Origin of the sequence: Mycolicibacterium lutetiense (assembly GCF_017876775.1) — a bacterium.
GTDB lineage: Bacteria > Actinomycetota > Actinomycetes > Mycobacteriales > Mycobacteriaceae > Mycobacterium > Mycobacterium lutetiense.
In genome coordinates, this window is record NZ_JAGIOP010000002.1 from 2,335,560 (window position 1) to 2,362,374 (window position 26,815).

Below are 26,815 nucleotides of genomic sequence, written 5' to 3' on the forward strand. Positions count from 1 at the left end.
TCACAGCCCGACCCGGGGGAACAACATGATGTAGAGCTGGCTGATCGCGACGTTGACCACCATCAGCAACAGAATCGATTCCACCACCGCCGCGTTCACCGAGTTCGCGACGCCGGTCGGGCCACCTTTGGTGGACAGCCCCTTCTGGCACGACACCACAGCCACGATGGCGCCGAAGATCACCGCCTTCAGCAGCGCGACGACCATGTCGCCGGTGGTGGCGAACGAGGCGAAGGTAGCCACGAAGCTGCCGGGGGCGCCGTTCTGGAAGTAGACGTTGAACAGGAAGCTCGCGAGGAAGCCGACGAAGCACACCACCCCGGTGAGCGCGACGCCGATCATGATCGCGGCGACGAAGCGCGGCACGACCAGACGCTGAATCACCGAGACCCCCATGACCTCCATGGCGTCGGTTTCCTCGCGCATGGTCCGTGAACCCAGGTCGGCGGTGATCGCCGACCCGACCGCAGCGGCCATGAGAACGGCCGCGACCAACGACGCGGCCTGCCGGATCACTGCCAGACCGCTGGCCGCGCCGGCCAGTGACGTCGCGCCGACCTGACCGGCCAGCAGGGCGAACTGTATGGAGAGCGTGACGCCGATCGGCAGGGCCACCAGAATCGTGGGGAGCACGGCTGTGCCGGCCATGAAGGCACCCTGGCGGACGAACTCCTGCCATTGGAAGCGACCCGTCAGAAGGTCGAGGAACAGGATCTGGATGGTCCGGACACCGAGCACGAACTGGTCCCCGACCGTGGCGAGTGACGCCAGCGGATGACGCCGGGCATAGCCGGTGGCCCAATTCTCGATGGCGTCGATTCCCCGTTGCGGTTCGACCTCATCAGCCATGCTCTCAGGCGGCGCCGTCATCCTCTCTCATTAAGCAGCAGAACGAACACAGATCAACCTCCCCAGGCTGAGGTATGGCCACCGCCGGCCGGATAACTCGCAGTGGTTGGCACCGTATCGTCGGCGCTCATCCCCCGTCAATGTTTTGCCGAATTATCATTCACTTATCGAGATTGGCTCATCAATTGCCCGCAAATCCGTCGTCGCCGCTGACACCCACCCCCTCCACCCCATCGCGCCGCTGATGCGCGTGTCATTTCTCGTAACACGTGTAAATGCAGTGCATTCAGGCTTCAGCGGGTTCTCACTATATTGACGCTGGCATAAATACTGTCGCCCGCGCGGCCCAGATTCGCGCCCCGGGGACAAACTCACCACGGAATCCGTACCCGGGATGCACGTTAACTTTGCCGATCGTCGAGAAACCGCGAAAACAGTTGCCAGATTTGCCCCATCGGGTGACGCCCGATACCTGGGCGCACCGCTGCGCCGAAGTCTACTGACTACGGGCGATGTCAGTCGGGTTTCGGCACATCTCGCGCGATCTGGGTCACCATCCACCGGGATCCGGACACCGGCAGACCCAGTTCGACAACTTGGGCTCAGCAACCGTGTCTCGGCAATACTCTGGTCGCCATGGCACCAGCGCAACGCGAACCCAACGTCATCGTCCTCGGCGGCGGATCCTGGGGCACCACCGTCGCGTCCATCTGCGCCCGGCGCGGGCCGACGTTGCAGTGGGTGCGCTCGGAGGAGACCGCCAAGGACATCAACGACAACCACCGCAACTCGCGCTACCTGGGTGACGAGGTCGCCCTGCCCGAAAGCCTCAAAGCCACCAACGATTTCAACGAGGCAGCCAACTGCGCCGATGTGATCGTGATGGGAGTGCCCTCGCACGGCTTTCGTGGCGTGCTGACCGAGCTGGCCCGTGAGCTGCGCCCGTGGGTGCCGGTGGTCTCCCTCGTCAAGGGCCTGGAGCAGGGCACCAACAAACGGATGAGCGAGATCGTCGACGAGGTGCTGCCCGGACATCCGGCGGGCATCCTGGCCGGGCCGAACATCGCCCGTGAGGTCGCCGAGGGCTATGCCGCTGCCGCCGTGCTGGCCATGCCCGACCAGAATCTGGCTGCGAATCTGGCACAGTTGTTCCGCACCAAGCGTTTTCGTACCTACACCACCGACGATGTGGTGGGCGTGGAGATGGCCGGGGCACTCAAGAACGTCTACGCCATCTCCGTCGGCATGGGCTACTCGCTGGGAATCGGGGAGAACACCCGCGCCATGGTGATGGCCCGGGCGATCCGGGAGATGTCCAAACTCGGCGAGGCGATGGGCGGGCACCGCGACACCTTCGCCGGCCTGGCCGGCATGGGCGACCTCATCGTCACCTGCACCAGCCAGCGCAGCCGCAACCGCCACGTCGGCGAGCAACTGGGCGCGGGCAAGACGATCGACGAGATCATCGCCTCGATGAATCAGGTCGCCGAGGGGGTCAAGGCCGCCAGCGTGGTCATGGAGTTCGCCGATGCTTATGGGCTGAGCATGCCGATCGCCCGCGAAGTGGACGCGGTGATCAACCACGGGTGCACCGTCGAGGACGCCTACAACGGATTGATGATCGAAAAACCCGGCCACGAGGTGCACGGCTCGGGGTTCTGAAAGCCTTTGAGCCTCAGCCGATCTGAAAAGTGGGCTTGAAGTCCGACTCCTGCTCACCGATGACGAAGCTGCCCGATGGGCTGATCACGAAACCGGACTGATTGCGGCCGTCGATGCACGACGTCGTCACGCCGTCGGTGCCGCAGGTCACCGTCTGATAGCTGAGTCGAGAGTTCGGCGGCAACGGCTTGGGATTCTCGACGACGGCGAACACCGGGGCAGGCGAGCTGGCGAACCCGGGCACTCCCGGCCCGCCGCTGACCAGGTTGGCTCCGTTGGGCGCGGCCGGGATCGGTCCGCTGCAGCCGTAGGTGCCGTTGCGCTGAATGACGCAGGTGATGCCGTCAGGGATGTTGAATGCGTACCAGGTCTTGTCCATCACCGCGTATTCGGAGGTCTTGACCGGTGGGTAAGCATTGACGTTCGGGACGGCGGGAGCCGGCGCAGGGTCGGCTTGCGCCACCCCTGGCACGCCCATCACTGCCGCACCCGCGACACTCACCAGGCCAAACACCACTCTGCTGAACACGCCGCCACCCTAACTCGGGGCGATGGCGCGGTCCACCGCTGCGGAGCGCGGCTACTTCTGGTCGCCGCAGGCGAGGTCGACGTACACCGTGGTGTAACGGACCCGCTCCTCGGTGTTGCCCCGCCGCGTGTTCTTGAGCTCGGTGATCTCCCGACCCGGCCGCACCGCTTTGACGTTGCAGTCCTTGATCGAACCGGTGCCGACCCGGGACAGGATGACGCGGTAGCCCTCGTCCTCCAATTGCTTGATGGTCTGCTGGGCCGACCCGCTGCCACCCGGTGCCGCAGCGGCCGGGCCGGCGAGCGTCAACGCGCCCACCGCCAAGCCGGTCCCCACGGTGACGACGGCAACATTTTTCCAGATGTTCATCATTGAATTACCTGGCCTTTCTCTCGCTGGTGTAGTACCAGCCTAAAGAGCTATTCAGCCGGGGTCCATCAACTCATGTTGAACGCATACGAATTCACGCATACGGCCAGATCCCAAAGAGAATTCAGGCCGAATTCATATTCTTCGGTCGGCTGGTCGCGGCCTCCGACTCGGCCGCACGGGCGAGCGGGATCCGCACGGTAAACACGGTGCGACCAGGCTTCGAGGCGACTGCGACGGTACCGTCGTGGGCCTGAACGATAGAGGCCACGATCGCCAGCCCCAACCCGGTACTACCCAATTCCCGCGACCGCGATTTGTCCGCCCTGACAAACCGTCCAAAAAGATTCGGCAACAATTCGGCATCAATTCCGGGACCGTCATCGGTCACCGTCAATTCCGCGAATTCACCGACCTCGGTCAATGCAATGGTGACGGTCACACCGGGCGGCGTGTGTATCCGGGCGTTCGTCAACAGATTGCTGATCACCTGATGCAGCCGAGCCAGGTCCCCACGCACCCACAACGGTTCGTCGGGCAGCTCGGCCACCCAGTGATGTTCGGGTGCACCCACCGCCACGTCGTTGACCGCGTCCACCGCCAGATCACTGAGGTCGATGTCATCGGTCTCGAGTTCCTGACCCTCACTCAGGCGCGACAACAACAGCAGGTCGCTGACCAGACCCGTCATCCGCCGCGCCTCGGCCTCGATGCGCGCCAGTGCGTATTCGGTGGTCGGCGGCAGGTTGGCGCTGTCCTGCCTGGTCAGCTCGGCGTACCCCTGGATCGCCGCCAGCGGGGTCCGCAGCTCATGGCTGGCGTCGGTGAGGAACTGCCGGGTGCGCCGGTCGGAGGCCGCCAACGCGGCCAGGGCGCTGTCGACATTGGTCAGCAGCCGGTTGAGCGTGTCTCCCACCAGGCCGACCTCGGTGTCGGGATCGGTGTCCTGGTCGCGGACCCGGGTCGTGATGCGATTGTCGGCACCGTCCAACGGCAACGTCGCCACCTTCGCCGCGGTCGCTGCCACCCGGCTCAACGGCCGCAGGGCAATCCGGACCACCGCGATGGTGCCCAATGCGGTGACGATCAGCGCGATCACGATCATCACCGCGACGGTCACCGTCTTGCGGGCGATCACCAGGTTCGCGCTGTCCAGCGACACCCCCGACACCAGCACATCGCCGGTGCCGGAAGACTGGCTGGCCAGCCGATAGGAGCCGAGCACCGGAAGCTTCACCGTGCGGGGATGCTCGTCGGTCCAGTCGTACGTGTCGAGCGCGCGGGTCACCTCCGCCGGAGCCGGCTGCGGCTCCCCGTCGGAGAACACGGCCGACTGAATTACCTCGCCGTCGTGCAGTACCGCAATCAGGTTGCCGGGAGCCTGCCCCACGAACGCGGTGAGCGCGTCAGCGTCCGCGGCGATCTCGTGCCCGTCCTGGCTTTCGCGCCACTTCTCAAGAGAATGGCTGAACGCCGCCAGGGATCGCGACACCTCGGTGTCGCTCATCGTCGTCACATAGGTATGCAGGCTGTACACCGACAGAGCCCCGACGGCGAACAGCGCCACGGTGACGATCGCACTCACCCCGAGCACCAATCGCCTGCGCAGCGAGCGCGGTCCCCAGAGTCTGGGTGGCATTAACGGATCACTAGGCGGGCCGCAACATGTAGCCGACCCCGCGCACGGTGTGGATCATCGCCTCACGGTCGGTGTCGACCTTCTTGCGCAGGTAGGAGATGTAGAGGTCGACGATGCTGGACTTCCCGCCGAACCCGTAGTTCCACACCCGGTCGAGAATCTCGGCGCGGCTCAGCGCCCGGCGGGGGTTACGCATCAGGTAGCGCAGCAGCTCGAACTCGGTCACGGTCAGATTGATCGGCTCGCCGCCGCGGGTCACCTCGCGACTGGCCCCGTCGAGCACCATGTCCCCGACCTTGAGGGTCTCGTCGGCCGGCGGCATGGTGTGACTGGATCGGCGCAGCAGCCCGCGCAACCGGGCGACCAGTTCCTCGAGGCTGAACGGTTTGGTCATGTAGTCGTCGGCGCCGGCGGTCAGGCCGGACACCCGGTCCAGCACCGAATCCCTGGCCGTCAGGAACAGCGTGGGCGTGTAGCCGTCGGCCTCCCGGACCCGCTGCAGAATCTGCAGGCCGTCGATGTCGGGCAGCATGATGTCGAGCACGACGACATCGGGTTCGATCTCGTCGAACTTCGCGACCGCGTCATGGCCGTTGTGCGCCACCTCGACCTCCCAGCCCTCGTAATGCAGGGCCATCTTGACGAGGTTGGTCAGCGCCGGCTCGTCATCGACCAGCAGTACGCGAATCGCAGACCCATCGGCGCGATGAATCTTCGGCAACTGTCCGAGGATGGCCTGGCGCGGTTGCTGGGCACGGGGGGAAACGGACACCGTTGTCATATTTCTATTGTGCGGACTACACAGACCGTTGTCACGGGGTTCATATGGAGTTCTAAGAGAACGCCGCTCCAACGGGCCTTTCTATGACACTCGTCACCCTGGCGACCTGGTGTGATTTGCCCCAAACGCATTGCTATATATACAATTTTCAACGAACGGGTGAACAGTTGGCGCCGCCACCGTTTCCGTTCCTGGCGACTCGCCCTGCACACCAGGCATATTCGCGGGGAGTTACTTCTTCGAAATATTTGGGTTCTCTATGCATGGCCCAAACTTCCTTGCACCAGCTCACAGCGATAAATACTCTCGCTCTTAGCAATTGGGTGCTACCGAGATTCGACGGGTCCAGACAAAGGCCCGTGTTCCGCTGTACCCCAACATCTTTCGAAGTTGTTCACCGACAACGGCGTCAATAACTGTGCGCGGACCCGCGAAGAGGCGTGCCCGCGTATCACCAACTCCAGACGGAGGCGTTCCATGCAGCAAACCACTGATTTCGCAGAACGGGCCCGGTCCGTACTGCGTTACGACCTGCCGGCCTCGCTGGTGGTGTTCCTGGTTGCCCTGCCGTTGTCGCTGGGAATCGCTGTCGCCTCGGGTGCTCCGGTACTGGCCGGCATCATCGCCGCCATCGTCGGCGGCATCATCGCGGGCGCCCTGGGCGGATCGCCCCTGCAGGTCAGCGGGCCCGCAGCCGGGCTGACCGTGGTGGTCGCCGGCATGATCTCGCAGTTCGGCTGGGCCGTCACCTGCGCGATCACCGTGTGCGCCGGCGTGCTGCAGGTGCTGTTCGGATTGAGCCGGGTGGCGCGCGCTGCACTGGCCATCTCCCCCGTCGTCGTCCACGCGATGCTGGCCGGCATCGGCATCACCATTGCGCTGCAGCAGGTCCACGTGCTGCTCGGCGGCAGTTCCAACAGCTCGGCCTGGGCCAATGTCATCGAATTGCCAGGTCAGCTGATGAATGCTCACGGTCACGGCGTCATCCTGGGCGCGCTGGTCATCGCGATCCTGGTGGGCTGGCGCTGGATGCCCGCCGCTGCGAAGAAGGTGCCCAGCCCGCTGGTGGCCATCGTCGGCGTGACCGCGCTCTCGTTGCTTCCGGCCTTCGGTGACGTCACGCGCATCCAGATCAACGGGTCCTTGCTGGACGCCCTGTCGCTGCCCAGCCTGCCCGACGGCAACTGGGGGGCATTCGCCGCCGGCGCGCTCACCGTTGCGCTGATCGCCAGCGTCGAGAGCCTGCTGTCGGCAGTGTCGGTTGACCGTATGCACACGGGCCCGCGCACCAACTTCGATCGCGAGATGATCGGCCAGGGCGCCGCAAACATCGCCTCGGGCGCCATCGGCGGGCTGCCCGTCACGGGCGTGATCGTGCGCAGTTCCACCAACGTGGCCGCCGGAGCTCGCACCCGGGCGGCGGCGATCCTGCACGGTGTGTGGATCCTGGCGTTTGCCGTGCCGTTCGCCGGCCTGGCCCAGATGATCCCGACCGCCGCTCTGGCGGGCCTGCTGATCGTCATCGGCTGCCAGCTGGTCAAGCGTGCACACATCGAAACCGCCAGGCGTACAGGTGATTTCGCGGTATACGCAGTGACGGTCGTCAGCGTGGTGTTCCTCAACCTGCTCGAAGGCGTGCTGATCGGACTCGCACTCGCGGTCGCACTGACCGTGTGGCGCGTGGTGCGGACCAACATCACCGCCGAGGCCACCGGTACGGACACCTGGCGCGTCGCGATCGAGGGCTCCTGCACGTTCCTGTCCCTGCCCACCTTGACCCGGGTGCTGGCCAGTGTGCCCTTGGGTACCGCCGTGACCGTCGAACTGTCGGTCGACTTCTTCGACCACGCGGCCCACGAGACCCTCGAAGAGTGGCAGCGCCAGCACGTGGCCACCGGCGGCACGGTCGACATCCACGACGTGGGCGCAGTCGAGATGGGCAGCGCTGTCACCGGTCCGCCCATCCGCGGCTTCACCCCGTTCGACAAGCGCTCCGGCGTGGTGCCGTGGAGCTCCTGGCAGCGCGAGGAGATGTCGTCTGTGCTGCACGGACTGGACGCCTACCACCGTCGCACCGCCCCGGTGCTGCGCCCGCACATGCAGGAGCTGGCGCACGCCCAGCGGCCCGAGACACTGTTCCTGACCTGTGCCGATTCGCGGGTCGTGCCCAACGTCATCACCAGTAGCGGTCCGGGCGATCTGTTCACCGTGCGCAACGTCGGCAACATGATCCCGGCCGGCCAGACCGACTCCTCGATCGAAGCCGCCATCGCGTTCGCAGTAGACAAGCTCAACGTTTCCTCGATCGTGGTGTGCGGGCACTCCAGCTGCGGCGCGATGACCGCGATGCTGGGCAAGACCGACGTGGGCGACAAGCACCTGGAATCCTGGCTGGCCTATGGCGATCCCTCCCTCGCGGCCTTCGACGAGGGCCGCCACCCGGTGGCTCGGTCAGCCGCCGAGGCCGGTTTCGGCATGGTCGATCAGCTGTCGATGGTGAACATCGCGGTGCAGGTTCAGACGCTGCAGGCGCACCCGCTGGCCCGGCGCGTCAACGTGATCGGCCTGTTCTACGACATCGCCAGCGCCGCCGTGATGCGGGTGACTCCCACCCACGTGGAGGCCCTCGTCGACGCCGCGTAGGAGTCCCCACCCACCGGGGCACTAGGCACTGGGCACCGCGAGCGTGCGTGTCTGTTGGCCGACACACCGTCGGCCGCAGTTCACGCACGCTCGCGGTGTCTCGTCAGTCCGGTGGCACCAACGTGCGCAGAACGCGAACCGCGAGCGGCGTGTCACACATGTAGACACGCACACTCGCGGTGCGAAGGAACCAAAAGGGATCAGTAGTGGCCGGGGCCGCGGCCGGCCATGTCCTCCAGGCGGCGGATCCGTTCTTCCATCGGCGGATGCGTCGAGAACATCTTGCCGATGCGCTCGCCCGCCCGGAACGGGCTGGCGATCATCAGATGCGCCTGATCGGCCAACTGTGGCTGCGGGGGCAGCGGTGCCGCTTCGACGCCACCGGAGATCTTGCGCAGCGCCGAGGCCAATGACAGTGGGTCACCGGTCAATTCGGCGCCGGACTGATCAGCCTGGTACTCACGCTGGCGGGACACCGCCATCCGCACCACGGTGGCCGCGATCGGGCCGAGCAGCGAAACCAGGAGCATGGCAAGCGGATTCGTACCTTGACGGTTACCGCCGAACATCCCCGCGAACATGGCCATGTTGGCCAGGGCAGTGATCACCGATGCCATCGCGCCGGCCACACACGAGATCAGGATGTCGCGGTTGTAGACGTGGGAGAGCTCGTGCCCCAGAACCGCGCGCAGCTCACGTTCGTTGAGGAGCTGAAGGATGCCCGTGGTGCAGCACACCGCGGCATTGCGCGGGTTACGACCGGTGGCGAACGCGTTCGGGTTGGCGGTGTCGGAGATGTACAGGCGCGGCATCGGCTGATGCGCCGTGGTGGCCAACTCCCGCACGATCCGGTAGATCTCGGGCGCCTGCACCTCGGTGATCGGCTGGGCGTGCATCGCGCGCAACGCCATCTTGTCGCTGTTGAAGTACACGTAGACGTTCATGCCGACGGCGAACAGCACCGCCAGGTACATCACGTTCCGGCCGAACAACGAACCGACGAACACGATCAACGCCGAAAAACCGACCAGCAACAGGAATGTCTTGATCCGGTTCGCGTGCGGGTTCCACCTCATCGCAGTTTCCCTTCCTAGGCAACTACTCGGCAACCATCGCTGATCAAACGCTCAGTTACCTCCTGGGGTTCCGGAATCAGCCGTGACGGTTGACCGTGTAGTCCACAAGTGTGGCCAGCGCGTCACGTCCGGGCCCGGCCGGAAGGTTCGCCAACTCGTCACGTGCCTGCGCCGCGTACCCGGCCACCGTCTCCTTGGCCCGCGCCATCCCGGTCGACCGACGCAGCAGAGTCAACGCCTCGGCCACGTCCTCGTCACGCTCGACGGGGGTGGCCAGCAACTCGCGCAACCGGTCGGAATCCGGCCCCGAGTCGCGCAGCGCATACAGCACCGGCAGGGTGTGCACGCCTTCACGCAGATCAGTACCCGGAACCTTGCCCGATTCATCGGGATCGCTGTCGATGTCGATGATGTCGTCGGAGATCTGGAACGCGGTGCCCACGATCCCGCCCAACCGGTGGAGCCGCTCGATCTGCTCGTCATCAGCACCCGAGAACGTCGCGCCGAACCGCCCCGATGCTGCGATCAGACACGCGGTCTTCTCGTAAACCACCTTGAGGTAATGGTCGATGGAGTCGACATGCTCGGCCGCACCGCGGGTCTCGCGCATCTGGCCGGTCACCAGTTGGGCGAATGTGTCGGCAATCACACGCACCGCGTCGGGTCCGAGTAGCGAAACCAGCCGCGAGGCCGTGGCGAACAGGTAGTCGCCGGCCAGGATGGCGATGTTGTTTCCCCAGCGGGCGTTGGCGCTGGGGGCACCGCGCCGCATCTGGGCCTCGTCCATCACGTCGTCGTGATACAGCGTGGCCAGGTGTACCAGCTCGATGACCGCAGCGGCGATCGCGACCTCGGGATCGTCGGGACGGGGGCCCAGCGACGCCGCAAGCACGGTGAACAGCGGGCGGAACCGCTTTCCGCCGGCTTGGAACAGATGCTGGACCGCCTCGGCCATGAGCTCGTCGGCTTTGCCCAGCTCGTCAGACATCAGTTGTTCGATCCTGGCGACGCTGTCCCGGACGTCGGCGGCGAACGCCGCGTCCCCAAAATCAACGCCTGCCACCACAGTCGCTGGTGTCCTCATTCGTCCAACATACTGGGAGCAATGGATATCAAGGCAGACGTGGTCGTCGTTGGCGCCGGACCGGCCGGGTCGGCGGCCGCCGCATGGGCCGCCCGAGCCGGTCGCGACGTGCAGGTGATCGACGCGGCCCAGTTCCCCCGGGACAAGTCCTGCGGCGACGGACTGACGCCGCGCGCGGTCGCCGAACTGGAACGGCTCGGCATGGGCCCGTGGCTCGACACCCGGATCCGGCACCACGGTCTGCGGATGTCGGGATTCGGCGCCGACGTCGAGGTGCCGTGGCCCGGACCGTCGTTCCCGTCCACCGGAAGTGCGGTCCCGCGGACCGAACTCGACGACCGGATCCGTTCGGTCGCCGCCGATGACGGCGCCAAGATGCGCCTGGGTGTCAAAGCCGTTGGGGTCGACTACGACTCACGTGGACGGGTCGAGTCCGTACAGCTCGATGACGGCACCACCATCAGCTGCGCCCATCTGATCGTGGCCGACGGGGCCCGCTCCACCCTGGGCCGCGTGCTGGGCCGCACGTGGCACAAGGAAACCGTCTACGGCACCGCCATCCGCGGCTACATCGCCACACCACGCGCCGACGAGCCGTGGATCACCTCGCATCTGGAGCTGCGCTCCCCCGAGGGTCAGGTGCTCCCCGGCTACGGCTGGATCTTCCCGCTGGGCAACGGCGAGGTGAACATCGGTGTGGGCGCGCTGGCGACGGCCAAACGTCCCGCCCACGCAGCGCTGCGGCCGCTGCTGTCGTACTACACCGAGCTGCGCCGCGAGGAGTGGGGATTTTCCGGGGAACCCCGCGCCGCGCTGTCGGCGCTGCTGCCGATGGGCGGTGCGGTGTCCGGAGTGGCCGGACCGAACTGGATGCTCGTCGGAGATGCGGCAGCCTGCATCAACCCGCTCAACGGGGAGGGCATCGACTACGGGCTGGAAACCGGCCGGTTGGCGGCCGAGCTAATCGGGTCCGGTGACTATTCGCACGCCTGGCCGGCACTGCTGCAGGCCCACTACGCCCAGGGTTTCTCGATCGCCCGTCGGCTGGCCGTGCTGCTCACGCTGCCCCGGTTCCTGCCGGCCACCGGCCCGGCCGCGATGCGGTCGTCGTTCCTGATGAACATCGCCGTGCGGGTGATGGGCAACCTGGTCACCGAAGAGGACAACGACTGGATCGCACGGGTATGGCGCACGGCCGGCCTGGCCTCGCGGCGACTGGATCCGCGCACACCGTTCAGCTGACGCGGTTCAGCATCCAGATCCGGGTGGACAGCGCCGTCGCGAACGCGCACCACATTGCGTACGGCGTCAGAGCGGCCCCGGGGGCGCCCTGCGCCCGGACCGAGCGACGGGTCAGGTCGGCGCTGCTGGCCGTCAGCGCCGCGGCGGTGACGGCTGCCGCCCCGAGCTGACGGCGCGAGAAGAACACCCACGACCACGCGGCATTGACAGCCAGGTTGCCGCCCAGCGCCACGGTGTACGCGCGGGCTTCGTCGTCGCGCCCTTCGGTACGCAGCCGGTCGACCGTGCGCGCCGATACCACCGCGATGGTCGCGTACAGGATCGGCCAGACGATCGGAAAGGCCTGTCGCGGAGGCTGAAAGGACGGTTTGCGCAGCTGCTCGTACCAGGTGGACTGGGCGGGCCGACTGGCCAGCCCGCCGACGAGCGCAGTGGTCAATGCTGCAGAGGCCGTCTTGGCCAGGGTGATCGGGCGCATGGGTAACTACATACCCGGATCGGGTGGTCCGCACACGTGCGCGCCGTGCATCGCTTTCTACGCCAGGGCTGCGCTTCGCGCCGCGGAACAGCCCCCAGGTAGAAAGCGGCGTACAGAGAGGCCAGTAGAGCCCCCGCTCAGCGGTACTCGCACAGGTAGGCCGTCTCGGTCTCGGCGCGCACCTGGAACGCGCTGTCGGCGGGCACAGTGAACTGTGCACCGGCCGCGAAGGTTTCCCACTGCTCGCTGCCGGGCAACTTGACCGTCAACGCGCCGGAGACCACCCGCATGATCTCGAGCTGGGAGGTGCCGAACTCGTACTCGCCGACAGTCATGACGCCCACGGTCGCATTGCCCTCCGGCGTGGTGAAGGCGATCGATGCGACGTCGCCGCCGAAGTACTCGTTGACCTTGAACAATGCGGCTCCTTGAATTCGGGTGAGCGGCCAGAATAGCCGGACGGCGAACCGCCGCCGCCGGCTACACCACGTACTTGAGCACCCCGAGCATCGCGTTCTCGTCGGCAGGTTCGCCGGTGCACCGCCGGAGCCCGGCGCGCACCGCCGACGGGTCCATCCCGGTGCCGATCACCACCAACTCGGTGGCCCCCGCCCGCCGCTTCTCGAAGCGCAGCGAGCTGCCGACCAACTGCAGCAGGAAGCGCTGGGACCCGAAGTCGACGAATCCCTTGGCGCGGTACAGCCCCGCGGGGCGGTCCCGCAGAAACTCCATGAACAAGCGCGGATTCACGACGGCATCGGTGCGGAACTCGATGCTCTGATACTCGGGATGGTGGTGATCATGGTGATCGTCCAGCAGTTCGTCGAAGGACAGCTGGGCCTGCGGCGCACGGGTCTGCGGCGGGTCGATCAGCAGCTCGGGGTCGATGCGGGCAAAGTCAGTGGGCTGCACCGGAACCCGGGGGCTGAGCTCGCGGATGCGGGCGAGCAGACCGTCGACGTCGGCGCACGCGGACACCTTGTTGAGCACCACCAGATCGGCGACCGGCAGTCCGTGGCTCAGGTCGGGTTGCATGCCGTCGAGGACCAGAACCAGCCCGGCGTAGTGGAAGCGGGAATCGTCGACGGTGACGATGGTGCGGGCCAGGGAGGCCGGTTCGGCCACACCGCTGGCCTCCACCACGATCAGATCGAGCCGGGGTTTGACGGCCGCGAGCTTGCCCAGCATCTCGCCGACCTCCTCACCGTCGACCGCACAGCAGATGCACCCGTTGGACAGCGACGCCATCGCATCGACCTGACCCGCGACGAGCATGGCGTCGATGTTGACCGCGCCGAAGTCGTTCACCAGCGCACCGATCCGGACGCCGCGGCTGTTGCGCAGCAGGTGGTTGAGCAGTGTGGTCTTGCCGGAGCCGAGATGCCCGGCGACCGCCAGCACGGGTACAGATCCGGTCGACGTCACCGGGCCATCGTAGGGCGCGATTTGTGTGCGTTCACCGGCGGTGGGCGCCGCTGAACGCACCGAAATCACCGGGTCAGGTCGGCCAGCGGGTGTCGACGATGTCCAGCGCGTGGGGCAGCCGGGCCCGGTACCGCGCCTTGTCCGCAGCCTTGAACGGGCCCCACCACGGCGCCTGGAACAACCCGAGGACGTTGGCCTTCGGCCCTGAGTAGCCCGAGGCCAGCAGCACCCCGTTGGCGGCGTAACGGCCGCCCTCGTTCGCGCCTTCCATCGTCGTGACGTTCTGGTCGGTCTTGATCCACTCGCCGGCCAGGAACAGGTTGTCGATGCCGGTGACCGCCTCGGGCCGACGTGCCCACGATCCCGGGTCCTGGATGAACAGCGGCTCGTCGTTGCGCACGTTGGGTGTGCCCGAGTCGATGATCGACGGGTCGAGGAACCACGAATGCACCATCTTGTCGGTGACCACGATGCTGGTGTCGTTGAGGTGCGCCTTGATCTGCGCCCAGGCCTCGGCGGCGATCTGCGGCGGGGTGCACTGCCTCGCACTGAGCCCGTTGAAATTCCCCTGCGTGCTCCAGTCCGAGATGATCGCCGACAGGCAGTCCTTGACGGTGCCGTCGCCGTAGGACGTCAGCGGCCGCTTCCAGAACTGGGCTTCGCTGATGGAGGTGAGCCCCCAGCCCGAATCGACGTAGTTGACGTGGCCCTTGGTGACGTCGACACGTTCGCGCAGGAAGAACATCAACCCGTTCATCCACTCGGTGCGCAACGCCGCCACCGAGGCCAGCTTGGGATCGGCGGCGACCACGTCGGGAGTCAGCACCGCGGCGAGCTTCTCGCACGGCACCGCCGAGATGTACCAGTCGGCGACCACCGGCTGGGCCACCCCATTGCCGTCCACCACGGTGGCCGACGCGATGTGGCGGCCGTTGGGGGTCAGCCGCGCCAGTGACTGACCGAGCCGGAACGTCACCCCCAGAGACTGCAGATGCGCAACCCACGGATCGATCCACTGCAGGCTGGTGGGCCCGTTGAGCACCCGGTCGAACCCCTTGTTGTCGATATCGTTGCCCAGCAACAGGATCGACCACACCGAGGCCTCGCCGACCAACCCGATCGAATGTGCGCTGGCATCTTTGGATTTGGAGGCGGCCAGATTCCGGATGATGCCGTCGGCCAGATACCGGTTGTACTCCTTGCTCTTCCGGTCGGCGCCGATGTATTTCTCCCAGGTCATGTTGTCCCACTGGCCGAGCTTGCGCTCGTCACAGCTGGTGACGTAGACGGCGAGTTTCTGCGCGGCATACACCGCCTCCAACGGCGGCAGCCGGAACAACGTCTGGAACACTGCAGCCACCGACTCGGCAAACGCCTTGGGGGTGATCGGGTTGGGCAGCGTCGGGATCGGAAACGGCAGCGGGATGGTCAGATCCGCCCGCCCCAGGCCTGAGTGCAGGTATGACGTGGCCCGAGTCAGGTTCTGCCAGACACCGAACGTGTTGCCGGCGAACGGGATACGTCGCATGGTTTCGGTGACGTTGCGATAGAAGCCCGGGAAGAACCGGAAGCCGTGCTCGGCAGGCAGCGGGCTGCCCGACGGTGACGGCGCTGCGATCGAACGCGCCTTGCCGCCCAGCGCTTTTCGCTCGAACACCGTGACGCGGTATCCGCGTTCGGCCAGTTCATGGGCGGCGGTCAGACCTGCCACCCCGGCACCGAAGATGGCCACTGTCGAACCAGGTGCGGCGCGCGCGGCCGCCGGTCTTCCGAGTGTCGCGGCGGCCACCCCCGCGGTCGCCGTCCCGGCCAGAAACGACCGCCGTGTTAGATGACGCTCCCCGACCCCACCCGACATACCGACACCACCTCAGCTCGGCAACCCATGTGGGCGTTAAGTTAATCGCCATTCTCTCGCGCGCCGGTCCGACACGCCGTGTTGAATTCACTCCAATCGGCGCGATCTGACAATCACAAACCAGGCCTTCCAACTTGTCCGGACCACTGGATACCGGGCGGAAGTACTCGAGAATGATGATTCACTTAATTCTTGCATTGGCGTCCCGAAATGTGACATGCTCCACAGGCGACCGGGGGGTCGAAACGGTGCTCAGCACAGCCGGTAGCCACCGGTCGGCCCCGCGCATGCCATGACACGCGCGGAAGGAACTCGATGACCTACCAGCTACCAGCGGCCAAGGGCCCTGTTCGGGACGTCCTGGTCCAGGGCGGCTACGTGCTCGGCTTCTCGGTCCAGGCGCTGGTCAGTGTCGTCACCGCGGTGGTACGCCGGCGCCTGGTACTCGACGAGGTCGTCAATCAGACCCTGTTCATCGGCCGGGTCTGCACCGGGCCGGCCCTGCTCCTGATGATGCCGATCGGCGTGTTCATCGCGGTGTCGGTCGGCGAGCTCGCCGGGCGCATCGGCGCCGGAGGCTACTCGGGAGCCGTGGTGGCGTTCATCATCGTCGGCCAGGCCGCGGCCCTGGTGTGCGCGTTGATGATGGCCGGCGTGGCCGGTTCGGCGATCTGCACCGACCTGGGATCGCGCACCATCCGCGAGGAAATCGATGCATTGGAAGTCATGGGCCTCGACGTGATCGAACGCCTCGTCGCGCCCCGCCTGGTCGCCGCCGTCATCGTGGCCCTGGCCCTGTGCTCGATCGTCACCTTCGGCGGCGTAATGGCCTGCTACCTCTACCACATCAGCGTGCAGCATCTGCCCGCCGGAACGTTCCTGGCCACCTTCAGCCAGTACGGCCAGGTGTCGGATTTCGTGATGGCACTGATCAAGTCGGCGGTGTTCGGACTCACCGCGACCCTGATCGCCACCTTCAAGGGGCTGCACACCAAGGGCGGCGCCGGCGGAGTGGCCAACGCGGTGAACGAGGCTGTGGTGCTGGCCTTCGCGCTGGTCTTCATCCTCAACACCACCATGTCGGCCCTCTACACCGTGGTGGTTCCGTCCGTGGGCAGCTACCGATGACCGCGATCACCAGCAGTGCTGCCCTGCGCCGCATTTCACGACCCGCGGTCGCCGGATACGACGCACTCGCGGTGGCCGGCCAGCACGTCACGTTCTACGCCAAGGTGCTCGGTTCACTGCCGTACGCCCTGGTGCGCTACCGCAGGCACACCCTCGGCCAGATCGGCGAGGTCACCTTCGGCACCAGCTCGCTGCTGTCTGGCGGCGGGACCATCGGCATCGTGTTCGCGATGTCGCTGGCCGCGGCAATGATGCTGGGCGTCGAGACCCAGCGCGGCCTGGACCTGGTCGGGATGAACACGCTGTCGGGAATGCTGGCGGCGATCGCCAACACCCGCGAGCTGGCACCGGTGGTAGTGGCAATCGCGTTGGCCGCCAAGGTCGGGACGGGTTTCACCGCCCAGATCGGGGCCATGCGGATCTCCGATGAGATCGACGCGCTGGACGCGATGGCGCTGCGCTCCATCCCCTACCTGGTCGGCACCCGCGTACTGGCATCGGTGGTCTGCGTCATCCCGATCTACATGATCGGACTGCTGGCGAGCTATCTGTCCACCCGCACCGTGGTGGTGTTCTTCAACGGCGCCTCCCCCGGCACCTACGACTACTTCTTCCATCTGGCCCTCGGCCCGCAAGACCTGCTGTATTCGGGCATCAAGGCGATCGTCTTCGCGATCGTGGTGGCGCTGGTGCACTGCACGTACGGCTACTTTGCCTCGGGCGGGCCCGCCGGGGTGGGACAGGCCGCGGGCCGCGCGTTGCGCACCGCGATCCTCGCGGTCGGCATCCTCGACGTGCTGCTCACCTTCGCCCTGTGGGGTCTGGTCCCCGAGATCCCCGGGATGGGAATGTGAAGGGGCCAAGGCAATCCAGGAAGCGAAGTAGGCGCACCGACCCCAGCCGGGCCAGGCTGGCTCTGCGCGGCCTGGCCGCCGCCACCGTGGCGGTCGCGGTGGCGTCGGTGCTGGTGGCCCGGGCATCGGGACACCTGGAACGCAGTGCCGATGTATTTGTGGGCGTTCCGGTGTCGGCCGGGCTCATCACCGGCGGATCTCCGGTGCGCTACCACGGCGTCAACGTCGGACGCATCGCCGACATCGAGTCGGGTACCCGCACGTCGAGGGTCCGGTTGGCGATCGAACCCGACTACCTCGGCGTCATCCCGTCCTCGGCGGTCGCCCGGATCGTGCCCCGCACCTTCTTCGGCGACATCTACCTGCAACTCGTCGACCCGAGCGGCAACCGGTCGGCGACCGGGCTGAAGGCCGGCGACACCGTGGCGATCGACGACAGCCCCGACGCGATGGCGCTCTACGACGTGTTCACCAAGATCGTCGACCTGTTCTCACAGATCAAGCCTGAGCGCATGCAGACCGCGCTGACCGCGATCAGCCAGTCACTGCGCAACCGCGGCACCGAACTGGGCACCACGATCGACAACCTGAGCGCCAGCGCACAGGTGCTGACCCCGGCACTGGTCCGATTCCTGGACACCACACCGCAATTCCGGGATGTGCTGGCCTCGCTGAACGTTGCCACCCCTGACATCATCTCCACCCTGTCGGCCGCGACATCGGTGTCCAACCGGATGGTCGACGACCAGCGCAAGTTCGCCTCGGCGCTGGACGGTTTCGCCCGGTTCTCCTCGGTGCTCACCGCGTTCATGTCCGATCACCGCGAGCAGTTGATCACCGTCATCGACTCGGCAGGCAAGATCATGGCGACCACCGCCGCCCAACCGCTCGGGCTGGTCGACACCCTGGCCGGCGCCCAGTCGTTCGGTGAAGCCGGAGCGAAAGTATTCGCGACGGGCAAGTTCAACATCACGGCCGTGGCGACCTTCGCCGGGCCGATGCCGTACTCACTGCAGGACTGTCCGGTGTACGGCAACAACACCCAGGGTGCCCGGTGTGCCGAATCCGCGCCGACGGGTGGGGTGCCAGATCAGCCGGTGGACGTGTTGGCCCGCCCGGCCGCCGACCTGCCCGTCACTCCGTTCACCGCGCCGGCGCCGCACCTGCCGACGCACTCGTTCCTGCCGCCGGGCCCCGGGCTGCCGCAGTCCGCACCCATACCGACCGAATCGGTTCCGGGTGCCGCGCCCGCGTCCGCGGTGATCGACGCCGACGGCCAGGCCCACGCGCTGGCGGTGCTGCAGGACGAACTGGTGCCCCCGACCGGTGCCCCCTCTACTCAACCGAACATCGCCACCGTGCTCATGCTGGGCCCGTTGGTGCGCGGCACGGAAGTGCAGGTCTCATGAACCGCAACAGTGGGTGGCAGTCGTGGGCCAAGCTGGGCGCCTTCGGCACATCCGGGGTGCTCAGCGCGGTGCTGGTGATCAACACGCTGTCGGTGCCGGTGCGCGGGAGCACCGTCACGTACCAGGCGCAGTTCAGCAGTGTCGAGGGCCTCAACGTCGGAAACCCGGTGACCATGAACGGTATTCGGATCGGACGGGTGGATTCGATCCGGTTCGCCCCCGATGCCGACGGCACCAGCCGGGCCGACGTCGACATCGAGGTCAGCTCCGATTTCACCCTCACCAGCAATGTGACCGCGGCGGTGCGCTACGGCGACATGCTCGGTGCCCGCTATGTGGCGCTCGCTGATCCGGGCGGCGCCATCATGGATGTCTCCACCGACGATCCGCCGGCGCGCCTGGCCGCCGGTGGCGTCATCCCACTGGCCCAGACCTCGCCGGCAGTAGATCTGACCGCGCTGCTCAACGGATTCAAGCCACTGTTCGACGCGCTGGCTCCCGAGCAGGTCAACACCCTGACCCGGGGATTCGTCGAGACCTTCAGCGGCCAGGCCCAGACCTTGACGACGTTGCTCACCCAGATCGCCGCAATGACTTCGTCTTTGAGCAGCAATGCGGGCATATTCACCCAGCTGATCGACAACATGTCGGCACTGATGCGGACGATGAACACCCGGCAGCCCCAGCTGGAGCAGATGCTGCACGGACTCAACCGGCTCAGCGCCGCGGTGACCTCCGGGGACCGGCAGTTCGAGACGCTCATCGACCAGGGCAACGCCGTGCTGGCAACGCTGGCCAACACGGTCAACAACTCCAGTGCCGCATACGGAGACACCATCACCAATCTCGATGCCATGCTGCAGGCCTGGCAGCCCAACACCGAGCAGTTCACCACGCTGCTGGCCCGGCTGCCGGAGTTCGGTGATGCGATCAACCGGACCTCCAGCTACGGCGGGTTCGTCAGCTTGTACCTGTGCAACTTCACCCTCAAGATCCGCAGCCACGAAGCCAACATCTTCGGCAGCAGACATTCCGAGGTGTGTCTGTGATGTTCCTCGTCAAACTGATCGACCTCTTCGTCGGCGCGGTGATCTTTCTCTTCGTCAAAGATCAGCGCAAACACAACCCGTCAATTCCCTTGGCGCTGGGGATGATCGGCACCATCACCCTGGTCGCCATCATGGTGGTCTCGGTCGGGATCCCCCGCGCGGTCTACCACGTGCGGACCAATGCGTATGTCGCCGAGCTGGCCAACGCCAGCGGCCTGTCCGGGGGCGACCCGGTGTACGTCGCCGGGGTGCCGGCCGGGCGCGTGGAAGACGTAGCCCTGGCCGGCGACCGGGTCCGCGTCGGCTTCCGGCTGGACAAGGCGCAGGCGCTGGGCAACCGCACCACGGTCACGGTGCGGCTGCGGACCGTGCTGGGCAAGCGGTTTCTCGACGTCATGCCCGCGGGAACCGTGAATGGCATGGACTCCAATGTGATTCCGTTGTCGCGCACGACGGTGCCCTACAGCCTCGACGAGGTGGGCCGCAAAGCCGCCGACACCGCCGAGCACGTCGACCCACAACCGTTGACGGCAATGATGAACACGCTGGCCGAGACCATGCCGGGCAACAGCACCGAACTCGGCCAGGCACTGGCCGGGATCAGCGCGGCCAGCTCGGCCTTCGCCGACAACGGCGACAAGATCGACGAAATCCTCCGGATCAGCCGGTCGATGGCCGAAATGCTGTCCCACCAGACAGATTCACTGGCCGACACCGCGGCCAACGCGCAGTACATCGTGTCCTCACTGGCCGCGCGACGTCAGGCGCTCACCGACATCGTCGCCAACCTGACCGCGATCACGGAGCACCTGGCCGCGATCTACACCGAGAAGCAGGCCGATTTCGGCAGCGTGATCACCGGCCTCACCGCGGTCACCGGAACCTTGAAAGCCAACGTGGACAAGATCGATCAGACCCTGCTGAAGATGCCCCCGGCGATCCGCGCCGTCACCAACTCCACCGGCAACGGCACCTGGGCCGACGTCAACTCACCATCCGTGGTGATGCCCGACAACCTGTTGTGCTTCCTCAATGTTCAGCGGGAGTGCCGATGACGCATAAAAACCGGAGCATTGCGACCGCCCTCATCGTCGTCGTGTGCGTGGCCGCCGGCGGCTGGTACGTCTTCGGCCGCACCGACCGGGCCCGGACCGTGCACGCCGACTTCGGCTACATCAACGGCATCTACCCGGGCAGCAAGGTCACCGTGCTCGGGGTGCCGGTGGGACGGGTCACCGCAGTGACACCGCAGGGCACCACGGTGCGGGTCACCATGACGCTGCCCGACGACGTCACGCTGCCCGCCGAGCCCGATGCCTACGTGGTGAGCCCGGCGCTGATCAGCGACCGCAGCGTCGAACTCGGTCCGGCCTACAGCGGTTCCGGACCCACCCTGGCCGACGGGCACGTCATCGGAGCCGACCACAGCCACTCCCCGATCACCTTCGACACCATGCTGGGCAGCCTGAGCACACTGACCTCGGCGATCGGTCCGCAACAAGGTGACATCGGGGCGGTGCTGAGCCGCGGCGCCGAACAGTGGCACGACCAGGGCAAGCTGTTCAACTCCGCGATGCGCAACCTCAGCGCCGCCAGTGGCGTCCTCGGCGCCCGGGCCGAAGACATCGGCGCGGTGGTGGACAACCTCAGCACGTTGATGGCCGCGTTCAATCAGCGGCAGGTGTCGCTGAACCAGATGGTCGACGAACTCGGCCAGGTCGGTGGCAGCTGGGCCGACGCCAACGTCGACATCGCCGCGCCCATGGCCGATCTCAAGGTCGTGCTCGATCAGGTCGACACCTTCGTCGCCCAGCACGGCGACGATCTGGGCACCATCGCGGCCAACCTCAACGCCGTCGGCGACGTGCTGACCGCCAAGCAACCGCAGCTCGCCGAGTTCATGGACCTGGTGCCGTTGATGATGCAGAACCTGTCCAACACCGTCGGCCCCGACCGGCGCGGCCGGATCCGGCTGAACGTGTCCACGGTGCTGACCCAGTTCGCCGCGGCCCAGAACTTCTGCGACCGCAACATGCTGCCGATGTGTGTGGGTGCCGGGATCACCAACCCGATCTCCTATCCGATCAGCCGCTCGGACCCGCTGGGCATCGTGTCGGCCGTGACCGGCAACGCACCGGCGCCGAACCCGAAGTACCCGAGGTGACCATGCGTGTATCCCTGGTTCGCACCGCCACCGGCTGCGCCGTCATCGTCGCCGCTGCCGGCGTGTGGGCGTTGAGCGATGTCGGCATTCAGGATCTACCGCTCGGTCGCACCTCCCCCACCGACACCATGGCCGTCACCGTGGTGCTGCCCACCGCCGACGGCATCACGATCGGCGCCGACGTCCGCAACGGGCAGAAAGTGGTGGGCCGGGTCAGCGGGATGAACCTGGCCGCCTCAGGTGCCTCGGTGCAGCTGAGCCTGGCCGACGCCGACGGCCTGGATTCCGGGACCGTGGCCAGCGTGGAACTGCCCTCGGCCCTGGGTAATCCGTTCGTGCGGCTCAGCAGTCCCCGGCAGCTGCCAGAGCGGGCGCTGCGTGACGGCGACGTGATTCCGCCCAGTCACACCGAGCTGGGGCCGCAGATCGAAAGTGCGCTGGCCACATTCGGCGCATTGCTGTCCCGCAGCGGCGTCGACCAACTGGCCACCATCGTCACCGAATTGGACAAGGCATTCGGTGGCCGCGCCGAGAAGGTCCGCGGACTGATCGATTCGATGTCGTTGCTGGCGGCCAAGGCGTCGGAACATCAGGGCGAATTCGACCAGGCAATGAGCCTGGCCGCCAACATCACCGGGCAGTTCGACCACGAACAGAAGACCGTGGCGGGCTACCTGGACGCGGTGCCCAAGGTGGTGGCGTTGCTCGACGTGCAACGCGCCAAGCTGCAGACCCTGTTCTCTTCCACCACCGCCCTGGCCGCGACGGCCAACAACGTGTTGTCGTCGACCGACCTCAAAGCCATGGTGACCGACGCCGGCACCGTCGTGCAGACGATGGGCGCCTTCAACGACCGGCTCGGCGGGATGCTCACCGCGATGAATACGTTCCTGGAGAAGTTCGGCAACTCGGTCCACGGCGACTACCTGATGTTCGATGGCGCCCTGGACATTCCGGGCACCATCGACAAACTCCTCACCGGAGGGTTGATCGTCAACGGCACCCCGATCACCGGGGACGTGGCCCTGGAGGGGTTCTTGTCGGGAGGTCTGAAATGAGACGCCTGGTGGTGGTTCAGCTGGCGATCTTCGCGGTGATCGCCGCGATCGTCATCCCGTTCGGCATCCGTTATGTGGCCGGGCCGCAGGGTTTTCGGACACCGATGACGCTGACCGCGACGATGGCCGACGCGTTCGGCCTGACCGCGGGGACCAGTGTCACGGTGCGCGGCGTGCAGGTCGGCACCGTCGACGACGTCTGGCTGGCTCCGGATGGCACCGCGATGGTGCGGCTGGCCATCGACCCGGACACCCGGATCCCGCGCGATGCGATCCTGACCGTCGGGATGGGCACGGCCGCAGGCATCCAGAGCGTCGACATCATGCCGCAGTCCGACGCCGGCCCCTACCTGGCTTCAGGGGACACCATCGCCGCGCCCGCCGACCGCCAGCCCATCCAGATGGACCGGATCATGGGCGATACCGCGCATCTGGTGAAAGGCATTGACACCCAGGCAGTTCGGGATGTCGGCACCGAACTGTCGAACGCTTTCGACGGGTTGGGCCCCGACCTGGCCATGCTGATCGACAACGCGTCGGACATGTCCACCCGCATCCGCAACCAGACCGGCCAGCTGCAGCCACTGATCGACGGCACCGCTGAGCTGGTCACCACGATGGCCGGCCAGGGCGATCCATTCGTTCGGGGCATGGCAGCGAGCGCGCGACTGGCCAACCAACTCGACGGCAGCGGACCGGCATTCCTCTACCTGACCGACCGGTCACCGGCCGCACTGAGTTCCCTGCAGCGCATTCTGGACACCTATCAGGGCACCTTCGGCGCCACCCTGGCCAACCTGGCGACGGTGACCCCGGTCATCGGTGACCGCACCGATTCGCTGCAGACCGGACTGTCGACGATCCCCAAGGGCCTGCAGGATCTGACCTCGATCGTCAAGGTCGATGCCACCGGCCAGACCCGGGCCGATTTCTCGTTGATCGCCACGCAGGGGCCGGTCTGCAACTACGACGTGGACCGCCGAGCCATCGGCGACGTCAGCCCGACCGAACCCAACCTGGTGATGTACTGCCCGCCCGCGCCCGACATGCTGATGCGGGGCGCGGTCAACGCACCCCGACCCAACGATCTCGGCCTGCAGACCTCACAGACCCCCGGATATCCGATCGGACCCGAGGTCGTCACTGATCCGGTCAAGATCCCGACCCTGGCCCAGCTGGCCTACAAATGGCGCAGCATCCTGAAAGGCGGCCCGCAGTGAGCAAACCCGAAGACGACTCCGTCGACGACGACCGCAGCGAATCGGTGCTGACGTTGGAGAAACCCTCCGAGGACGCTGACCCTGAGGTCGCCGAACCCGCGTCCGAACCCAGCCCGCCCGGCCGGACCCGACGCCGCCTGATCGCGGCGCTGATCGCGCTGGTGCTGCTTGTCGCCACGGCCGCTCTGGTGATGTTGTCGATCGGCGAGTATCACCACCGCCGCGACGACGCCCTGCGTACCGACGCCGTTGCGATGTCACGCGACTATCTGGTGGCGATGGCGGCATTCGACTACCAGAAGATGGACGCCAACCGCGAGCACATCGTCGCCAATTCCACCCCCGGGTTCGCGGCCAAATACGACGAAATGGTCAAGGCGCTGCGCGACATCGTGGTGACCAGCAAGGGTGTCGCGACCGCGACGGCCGACCACGTCGTCGTCGACTCGCTCGACGGTGACACCGCAACCGTCGTCGCATTCGTCGACCAGCACGTCACCAATGTGACCGCGCCACAAGGTAGTAACCAGAAGTATCGGATGGTGGCCAAGCTGGTGCGCAGCGGTGACCGCTGGATTGTCGACGACGTGCAGACCGTGTAGCCCCCGTTCGTCCCGTTTGTCCAAGAGAGGAGTTCCATGCCAGCGACGTACGTGGATCTGGCCGCCGAGGCGCGGCTGACCACCACCGAGACCCGCATCACCGTCACTCAGCAGATCCCGCGGTGGATCCGAAAGAAGGACGTCGACCTCTCCGACGCGCTGGACTTCTGGTCGGCGGCCGGGGCGGCGGCCAACGTCGTCATGCAGATGAGCTGGCCCGAGGTCGGGTACGGTGTCGCCGAAAGCCGGGTGGAGTCAGGCAGTCTGGTGCACCACCCCTGGAAGCGGCTGCGCACCACCGCGCAATACCTGACCGTGGCGATTCTCGGCACCGACGAGGAGAAGAACGCCTACCGCGAGGCCGTCAACGTCGCGCACCGGAAGGTTCGCTCCACCGACGACAGCCCGGTCAAATACAACGCGTTCAACCGGGAACTGCAGTTGTGGGTGGCGGCATGCCTTTTCATCTTCTACGAGGACACCCATCAGTTGCTCTACGGCAAGATGACCGAGGAGCAGGCCGAAGGTTTCTACCAGAGCGCGATGACCATCGGCACCACGCTGCAGGTGCTCGAGGAGATGTGGCCGGCCACCCGCGCCGACTTCGACGCCTACTGGAACACCGCCTGCGAACGCGTCGAGATGACCCCGTTCGTGCGGGATTACCTCATGGTTCTGGTGGAACTGCGCATGATCAACTGGCCGATGCGGTTGATCCTCGCACCGCTGTTGCGCTTCCTGACCATCGGCTTCCTGGCCCCGGTATTTCGGGACGCGATGGAACTGGAATGGACCGACACCGACCGGCGCCGCTTCGAGCATCTGTTCCTGTTCGTCGCGGTGGTCAACCGGTTCCTGCCCAAATCGCTGCGCACCGGCAACTACTCGGTGCTGATCAAGGATGTACGGCGCCGGATCCGTCGCAAGAAGGCCCTGATCTGAACGAGACCGCCACGCAGCTGGGACCCGACACGCTGCTGTGGCGCTACCTTCAGGATCGGCGGTTCCTGTTCGTCCTGCCGAGGGCAGTCTGCCTGCAGTCGCTTCATCCGACGATCGCCACCGGGATCACGCAGCACGCCCTGCTACACCGGCGAGTCTGGTTGCACCACAAACGCACGGTGACCCAGGCGATCAGGATCGCCTTTACCGAGGTCGACATGCGCCCGTACATCCGGTTCGCACATGAAGAGGTCAAGGGCCGCGACCCGGCCGGGCGGAAGTACCACGCGCTGGACCCCGAGGTGTTCCACTTCCAGCACGCCACCTATGTGGAAAGCCTTGTGCTGATGGTGAATACCTTCATCCGGAAGCTCGACGGCGACGACCACGAGCAGCTCTATCAGGAGTGCTGTGCGTGGTACCGGCGCTACGGAATCTCCAGCCGCCCGATGCCGGCCAGCTGGCCCGAGTTCTGCACATATTTCGAGGACGCCTGCCGCACCCAGTTGGCGGCGGGCGAGCACTTCGAGCCCTTCCGCCGGCAGATGTTCGCACCGACGGACTGGTGGCCACGGGCCGTGCCGCGGCGGGCGATCCGGGCCATGCAACATCCGCGGGCCGCCGAGCTGACGGGGACGACGGTCAGCGCCCGCGATCGGCGATCGCTACAGCGGTTCGCGGTGACCAGCCGAGCCCTGTCCTGATCTTCCACCGGGAGAGGCCAGAATGACCGGGTGCGCAGAACTCGAATGTG

The 26,815-nt window shown here is 66.3% G+C and carries 25 protein-coding genes; 14 read left to right on the forward strand and 11 right to left on the reverse strand.

Translation table 11 applies throughout. The features are described from left to right. Positions 1 to 870 (reverse strand): MlaE family ABC transporter permease, encoded by an 870-nt coding sequence (locus JOF57_RS20470; protein WP_209919435.1) that lies wholly within the window; start codon positions 868 to 870, stop codon positions 1 to 3. Positions 871 to 1,485: 615 nt separating this feature from the next. Between JOF57_RS20470 and JOF57_RS20475 the strand changes: the two genes are divergently transcribed. After that, positions 1,486 to 2,511 carry an NAD(P)H-dependent glycerol-3-phosphate dehydrogenase gene (locus tag JOF57_RS20475; RefSeq protein WP_209919438.1) on the forward strand — a complete coding sequence of 342 codons (1,026 nt, stop codon included), beginning with the start codon at positions 1,486 to 1,488 and terminating at the stop codon, positions 2,509 to 2,511. Between the two features lie 13 nt (positions 2,512 to 2,524). Here JOF57_RS20475 and JOF57_RS20480 read toward each other — a convergent pair whose 3' ends face one another. The 4 genes from JOF57_RS20480 to JOF57_RS20495 form a co-directional block, all read right to left on the reverse strand. Next, the gene (locus tag JOF57_RS20480; RefSeq protein ID WP_234938722.1) at positions 2,525 to 2,989 is read right to left on the reverse strand and encodes a hypothetical protein; all 465 of its coding nucleotides are present in this window, start codon (positions 2,987 to 2,989) and stop codon (positions 2,525 to 2,527) included. Positions 2,990 to 3,091: 102 nt separating this feature from the next. Beyond that, the gene (locus JOF57_RS20485) at positions 3,092 to 3,409 is read right to left on the reverse strand and encodes a hypothetical protein (protein ID WP_234938196.1); all 318 of its coding nucleotides are present in this window, start codon (positions 3,407 to 3,409) and stop codon (positions 3,092 to 3,094) included. Between the two features lie 124 nt (positions 3,410 to 3,533). Continuing rightward, positions 3,534 to 5,048 carry a sensor histidine kinase gene (locus JOF57_RS20490; protein WP_209919443.1) on the reverse strand — a complete coding sequence of 505 codons (1,515 nt, stop codon included), beginning with the start codon at positions 5,046 to 5,048 and terminating at the stop codon, positions 3,534 to 3,536. Positions 5,049 to 5,058: 10 nt separating this feature from the next. Beyond that, positions 5,059 to 5,829: a response regulator transcription factor gene (locus JOF57_RS20495; RefSeq protein WP_209919445.1), complete on the reverse strand. Its 771-nt coding sequence runs from the start codon at positions 5,827 to 5,829 to the stop codon at positions 5,059 to 5,061. A 477-nt stretch (positions 5,830 to 6,306) separates the two neighbouring features. On the opposite strand from JOF57_RS20495, the gene JOF57_RS20500 reads away from it, so the two are divergent. Further along, positions 6,307 to 8,472: a SulP family inorganic anion transporter gene (locus JOF57_RS20500; RefSeq protein ID WP_209919447.1), complete on the forward strand. Its 2,166-nt coding sequence runs from the start codon at positions 6,307 to 6,309 to the stop codon at positions 8,470 to 8,472. A gap of 200 nt (positions 8,473 to 8,672) precedes the next feature. Here JOF57_RS20500 and htpX read toward each other — a convergent pair whose 3' ends face one another. After that, on the reverse strand, positions 8,673 to 9,548 hold the full coding sequence (gene htpX, locus JOF57_RS20505) for a zinc metalloprotease HtpX (protein ID WP_209919448.1): 876 nt from the start codon (positions 9,546 to 9,548) through the stop codon (positions 8,673 to 8,675). Between the two features lie 76 nt (positions 9,549 to 9,624). After that, positions 9,625 to 10,632 (reverse strand): nonaprenyl/(2E,6E)-farnesyl/geranylgeranyl diphosphat synthase, encoded by a 1,008-nt coding sequence (grcC1, locus tag JOF57_RS20510; protein WP_209919451.1) that lies wholly within the window; start codon positions 10,630 to 10,632, stop codon positions 9,625 to 9,627. Positions 10,633 to 10,653: 21 nt separating this feature from the next. Here grcC1 and menJ point away from each other — a divergent pair, with 21 nt between their 5' ends. Further along, a complete protein-coding gene (menJ, locus tag JOF57_RS20515) occupies positions 10,654 to 11,874 on the forward strand; it encodes a menaquinone reductase MenJ (RefSeq protein WP_209919453.1) in 1,221 nt (406 codons plus the stop codon). Here the strand turns inward: menJ and JOF57_RS20520 are convergent. The 4 genes from JOF57_RS20520 to JOF57_RS20535 form a co-directional block, all read right to left on the reverse strand. Next, positions 11,867 to 12,352, reverse strand: coding sequence for a TspO/MBR family protein (locus tag JOF57_RS20520; protein ID WP_209919454.1), 486 nt, complete (start codon positions 12,350 to 12,352; stop codon positions 11,867 to 11,869). The two genes, menJ and JOF57_RS20520, sit on opposite strands and share 8 nt — an antisense overlap. 137 nt (positions 12,353 to 12,489) lie before the next feature. Further along, positions 12,490 to 12,771, reverse strand: coding sequence for a pyrimidine/purine nucleoside phosphorylase (ppnP, locus tag JOF57_RS20525; RefSeq protein WP_209919456.1), 282 nt, complete (start codon positions 12,769 to 12,771; stop codon positions 12,490 to 12,492). A gap of 61 nt (positions 12,772 to 12,832) precedes the next feature. Further along, complete coding sequence (locus tag JOF57_RS20530; RefSeq protein ID WP_209919459.1) at positions 12,833 to 13,777, reverse strand: CobW family GTP-binding protein; 945 nt, start codon at positions 13,775 to 13,777, stop codon at positions 12,833 to 12,835. Between the two features lie 73 nt (positions 13,778 to 13,850). Further along, positions 13,851 to 15,635, reverse strand: a complete 1,785-nt coding sequence (locus JOF57_RS20535) for a hydroxysqualene dehydroxylase (RefSeq protein ID WP_209919461.1) — start codon at positions 15,633 to 15,635, stop codon at positions 13,851 to 13,853. A gap of 315 nt (positions 15,636 to 15,950) precedes the next feature. Here JOF57_RS20535 and JOF57_RS20540 point away from each other — a divergent pair, with 315 nt between their 5' ends. From JOF57_RS20540 to JOF57_RS20590, 11 genes are read left to right on the forward strand one after another with little or no spacing between them, the layout of a single operon-like run. After that, on the forward strand, positions 15,951 to 16,763 hold the full coding sequence (locus tag JOF57_RS20540) for an MlaE family ABC transporter permease (protein WP_209919463.1): 813 nt from the start codon (positions 15,951 to 15,953) through the stop codon (positions 16,761 to 16,763). Next, on the forward strand, positions 16,760 to 17,617 hold the full coding sequence (locus tag JOF57_RS20545; RefSeq protein ID WP_209919465.1) for an MlaE family ABC transporter permease: 858 nt from the start codon (positions 16,760 to 16,762) through the stop codon (positions 17,615 to 17,617). The genes JOF57_RS20540 and JOF57_RS20545 overlap by 4 nt, the downstream gene beginning before the upstream one ends. Then, entirely contained in the window at positions 17,614 to 19,026 is a 1,413-nt protein-coding gene (locus tag JOF57_RS20550; protein WP_209919467.1) for an MCE family protein, read from the forward strand. The genes JOF57_RS20545 and JOF57_RS20550 overlap by 4 nt, the downstream gene beginning before the upstream one ends. After that, positions 19,023 to 20,075 carry an MCE family protein gene (locus tag JOF57_RS20555; RefSeq protein WP_209919469.1) on the forward strand — a complete coding sequence of 351 codons (1,053 nt, stop codon included), beginning with the start codon at positions 19,023 to 19,025 and terminating at the stop codon, positions 20,073 to 20,075. Before JOF57_RS20550 ends, JOF57_RS20555 begins: the two co-directional genes overlap by 4 nt. Continuing rightward, positions 20,075 to 21,130, forward strand: coding sequence for an MCE family protein (locus JOF57_RS20560; protein ID WP_209919472.1), 1,056 nt, complete (start codon positions 20,075 to 20,077; stop codon positions 21,128 to 21,130). The genes JOF57_RS20555 and JOF57_RS20560 overlap by 1 nt, the downstream gene beginning before the upstream one ends. Next, a complete protein-coding gene (locus JOF57_RS20565) occupies positions 21,127 to 22,239 on the forward strand; it encodes an MCE family protein (RefSeq protein WP_209919474.1) in 1,113 nt (370 codons plus the stop codon). Before JOF57_RS20560 ends, JOF57_RS20565 begins: the two co-directional genes overlap by 4 nt. A 2-nt stretch (positions 22,240 to 22,241) precedes the next feature. Then, the gene (locus JOF57_RS20570; RefSeq protein WP_407666641.1) at positions 22,242 to 23,297 is read left to right on the forward strand and encodes an MlaD family protein; all 1,056 of its coding nucleotides are present in this window, start codon (positions 22,242 to 22,244) and stop codon (positions 23,295 to 23,297) included. Next, complete coding sequence (locus tag JOF57_RS20575) at positions 23,294 to 24,517, forward strand: MlaD family protein (protein WP_209919477.1); 1,224 nt, start codon at positions 23,294 to 23,296, stop codon at positions 24,515 to 24,517. Before JOF57_RS20570 ends, JOF57_RS20575 begins: the two co-directional genes overlap by 4 nt. Then, positions 24,514 to 25,119: an Rv1363c family protein gene (locus JOF57_RS20580; protein ID WP_209919479.1), complete on the forward strand. Its 606-nt coding sequence runs from the start codon at positions 24,514 to 24,516 to the stop codon at positions 25,117 to 25,119. The genes JOF57_RS20575 and JOF57_RS20580 overlap by 4 nt, the downstream gene beginning before the upstream one ends. Positions 25,120 to 25,155: 36 nt before the next feature. Further along, complete coding sequence (locus tag JOF57_RS20585) at positions 25,156 to 26,061, forward strand: oxygenase MpaB family protein (protein WP_209919481.1); 906 nt, start codon at positions 25,156 to 25,158, stop codon at positions 26,059 to 26,061. A 35-nt stretch (positions 26,062 to 26,096) separates the two neighbouring features. Continuing rightward, positions 26,097 to 26,765, forward strand: coding sequence for an oxygenase MpaB family protein (locus tag JOF57_RS20590; RefSeq protein WP_273544797.1), 669 nt, complete (start codon positions 26,097 to 26,099; stop codon positions 26,763 to 26,765). Positions 26,766 to 26,815 lie beyond the last annotated feature (50 nt).